Consider the following 3,912-nt stretch of genomic DNA (forward strand, 5'->3'; position numbering starts at 1 on the left):
CCGCTGATGTAACGCGGTGGCTTAGCTTGGGCATTCTAACTGCAGTGTTTCTGGGTAAAAACTGCGGATTGCCGTCAGCCTCAGAGCCATTAGAGTCGTGTCACCTACGAAAGGCAGTCAGCGGGTTATGAGTCAGACTATTCAACTTGAAGCTAGCGTCGAGCCGCGTTTCCAGCAGGGAGTTGTGCAGAGTGATCAGGGAGACTTCCTCAACGCGATCGTCCACTTCGACCACGTGCTGCAACTGCAACCCGACCACTTCTCCGCTTGGATCGAGAAAGGCAACGCCCTGTTGGGTTTAGAGCAGCCCATCGATGCGATTACCTGCTTTGAGCGGGCGATCGCGCTTGCCCCTGACCTAGCCATAGCCCGCTACGGACTCGGTCGAGCTGCGTATGTGATGGGCGACTACGAGCAGGCGATCGACCACTTTAAACAGGTGCTGGATCAGCAGGCGGATTTTCCTCACGTTCACTACAGCTTGGGACTGGCCCTCTACGCCGCCGGACGTTATGAACGAGCGATCAGTGCCTTTCGCCAAGCGTTGCAGCAGTCTAACGCTACCGATCTCTGGTACAGCTACGGTCTAGCGCTCTACGCCACCGGACGCTACGAAGGCTCGATCCAACTGTTCAACAAAGTGCTCGAACTTGATGCGGACTACGGACTGGCGTACAGCAGCCGTGCCGCCGCATTGATGGCGCTGGGCGATTATGAAGCCGCGATCGCCAGCTACGACAAAGCCTTGGGTTACTATCCTGATGACGCAGATGCTTGGTATCGCTGGGCGGTCTGTCTACGGCTGTTAGGTCGCTGCCCACACGCGATCGTAGGCTTCGATAAAGCTCTGGCGCTGCAATCGGATCACTGGGAAGCGTGGTACGGGCGCGGCAGTTGTCAGATGAAGCAGGCAGATTTTGATGGCGCGATCGCCAGCTACGATCGTGTGCTAGAGAACAAGCCAGACCACTACGAAGCCTGGTTCAATCGGGGAGTCGCACTGAAAAATTTAGGTCAGTTTGAAGCGGCGGTTGCCAGCTACGACCAAGCGATCGATCTTCGTCCCAATGATCATCGCGCTTGGAACAATCGTGGCGGCGTGCTGGTCAGCTTGGGACGGCTGCAAGACGCCTTGACCAGCTTTGATAAAGTGCTAGAAATCAATCCTGATGATATCAGAGCGCAGCAAAATCGCACTGCGGTACGGAAGCGTCTGAATGACGGAAAATAAGTCACAATAAAACTACCGCATCCGCGATCGTTCTCCTGCAACTCTATCGGAGGTCTCTATGAAGCTGGTTTCACTTGGCTTAGCGACGCTAGTTGCCGCTGGAATTCTTGCTCAGGCTGTATCGACCCGTGCCACAGCAGAGCTGGCGAGTGATACGGCACCCACGATCGGCTATTTGGAAACCCAGACCCATCGCATCGCGATTCAAGCCGGAGACGTGTACACAATTGTCGCGAAGGATGGCACGGTGCTGGCAGAAAACGTGACGCTAGAGCAGTTGCAGGCATCCAATCCAGAGTTGCATGAGGTGCTAGAGCGATCGATCGCTGCAACCAAAGAGACTCTGATTGATGCCAGCGTTATCCAGTCGATCGATCCTAAATAAGTATGGGGCTGTGAGAATTTAGCCATTCTTACAAGGAACCACACCGACTATTTGCTAGACCTCAAACCTTCGTTGCTCGATTGGCGCCTCGCTCCATCTCGCGCACCTTCTTGCCTCGCCACAGCAAACGTAGGGGAGTACCCGTGAAGCCAAGCGACTCACGAAACTGACGCTCGATGTAGCGTCGATAGCTATCGTTGAATAGCTCTGGATCGTTAACAAACAGAGCGATCGCAGGCGGTTGGGTGCTGACTTGGGTACCGTAGTAAATTCTGCCTTGGCGACCTTGGCGCGTCGTGGGTGGCGTATGCCATTTCACCGCATCTTCTAGCACTTCGTTGATCACCGACGTGGTGACGCGCCGCTTGTGCTGCTCAGCAGCCGTGTTAACTAGCCCCAGAATTTTCTCCACGCGCTGTCCGGTTTGGGCGCTGATGAAAATCATCTCTGCCCACTCGGTGAAGTGCAGGCGATCGCGCACCGTCTTCTGATACTCATAGATGGTGTAGGGATCTTTCTCTACCGCATCCCACTTGTTAACCACGACGACGCAGGCACGACCTTCATCCAGAATGCGCCCCGCCAATTTCTGGTCCTGCTCGGTCACACCGTCCACCGCATCGATCACCAGCAGCACCACATCGGCACGAGTAATCGCCTTAAACGCTCGATTAATTCCAAAAAACTCTGGACCGTATTCGACGTTCTTTTTCTTGCGAATGCCTGCTGTATCAATCAAGCGGTAGATGTGTCCTTCCCGCTCGACTACCATGTCGATCGTGTCGCGGGTGGTGCCAGAGACAGGGCTAACAATGGCGCGGTTCTCGCCGACGAAGGCGTTAAGCAAGCTGGATTTCCCAACGTTGGGGCGTCCGGCGATCGCCACTCGGATCTCGTCTCGCTCTGATCCTTCTGTAACAGGTGGCAGATGCAGAATTAGCTGATCTAGCAGCTCTCCAGTGCCGCTGCCGTGAATGCCTGAAACGGGGTACGGCTCTCCTAAGCCTAGCTCCCAAAACTCTGCTGCCTGAGTAATGCCTTGCTCCACAGACTCGCACTTGTTGACAGCCAGCAGCACTGGAACGGGCTGCTGGCGCAGCCAGCCTGCAATTTCCTCGTCTGCAGGCATGAGCCCGGTTTGTCCGTCCACAACAAAAATGGCTGCACTGGATTCTGCCAGTGCAGCCATTGCCTGCTCACGAATCAGCGGCAAAAACTCAGTGTCATCGTCGAACACGAGTCCACCTGTGTCTACAACTAGGAACTCTCGATCGCCCCAGAATGCCCGCTTGTAGGTACGATCACGGGTGACACCAGGTTCGTCATAGACAATGGCATCCTGCACCTGCGCCAAGCGATTGACGACGGTAGATTTGCCCACATTAGGGCGTCCGATGATAGCAACGATCGGCAATGGCATAGCGGCAAGTCTTGAAATGCTTCGGTAGTCTTCTATTCTAACGAACCTTTTTTCGGTGCTAACAAATTGACTAGGCAGAAATCCGAACAGCTGCTGAGCGATCGTAATGATTACCACGATTAGTCTTCATCCCAATTCTTCTTCCCAAGGAGAAGAGCTAATCTTGATTTTCTCAACCTTTGAGAGGGTTAAGGTGAGGCAATTTGCAATCCACAGATCCATTTGGCAACATCGCAAATCGTTGTGCTTCTACGACAATCCACCGATAATTTAGAAGGTGCCTGAAATCGCCCACCGCGTGCTGGCATTTAGCCACACACTGAGCCAAAGTAGGATTGGCAAAGCAGCCGTTCGGTCTTCTCTCTACAATCGGTTAGGGATGCACTGACCTGGGCATACTATTCTCCAGACGCTTGAGGTATTGGCAATGAACCAATGGGCGATTACGGTTGGGATTAATCAGTACCACCGCTTCCAGCCCTTGAGCTACGCTCAGCGAGATGCTCAAGCGCTGCGGACCTTTTTAGTGGATGAGGCAGGATTCGCGGTCGATCGTTGCTTGCTGCTGACCGACAGTTCACCGACCGTTTTTGGCAAGTCCACCTACCCCACCCTGGAAAATCTTCAGAGCTGGATCGACACGTTGGGGCAGCGGTACTTACAGCGAGACGATGTGCTGTGGTTTTTCTTCAGCGGCTACGGCATCTGCCACGAAGGACAAGACTACGTGGTACCAATTGATGCTCAGCCCGACTCCATTGCCACGACGGCGATTCCACTGCGATCGATCTATCAGCGCTTGCGGACAATTCCCACCAAGACGGTGCTGGTGCTGCTGGACATGAACCGCAGTGAGGGAACGTTATCGAACGAGAC

Annotated in this window: 4 protein-coding genes; 3 read left to right on the top strand and 1 reads right to left on the bottom strand. The window is 54.2% G+C overall.

The window, feature by feature from the left end; all coding sequences use genetic code 11:
• Positions 1-127 precede the first annotated feature (127 nt).
• Positions 128-1,231, top strand: coding sequence for a tetratricopeptide repeat protein (locus tag H6F43_RS14710; RefSeq protein ID WP_190343485.1), 1,104 nt, complete (start codon positions 128-130; stop codon positions 1,229-1,231).
• Positions 1,232-1,289: 58 nt separating this feature from the next.
• Positions 1,290-1,616 (top strand): hypothetical protein, encoded by a 327-nt coding sequence (locus H6F43_RS14715; RefSeq protein ID WP_190343486.1) that lies wholly within the window; start codon positions 1,290-1,292, stop codon positions 1,614-1,616.
• A gap of 61 nt (positions 1,617-1,677) precedes the next feature.
• On the opposite strand, the gene der is transcribed toward H6F43_RS14715, so the two are convergent.
• Complete coding sequence (der, locus tag H6F43_RS14720) at positions 1,678-3,036, bottom strand: ribosome biogenesis GTPase Der (RefSeq protein ID WP_190343487.1); 1,359 nt, start codon at positions 3,034-3,036, stop codon at positions 1,678-1,680.
• 427 nt (positions 3,037-3,463) lie between these two features.
• Between der and H6F43_RS14725 the strand changes: the two genes are divergently transcribed.
• Positions 3,464-3,912: caspase family protein (locus H6F43_RS14725; protein WP_190343488.1), on the top strand; the 449-nt coding region annotated here is incomplete at its 3' end.

The organism is Leptolyngbya sp. FACHB-36, assembly GCF_014695955.1.
Taxonomy (GTDB): Bacteria; Cyanobacteriota; Cyanobacteriia; order Leptolyngbyales; family Leptolyngbyaceae; genus FACHB-36.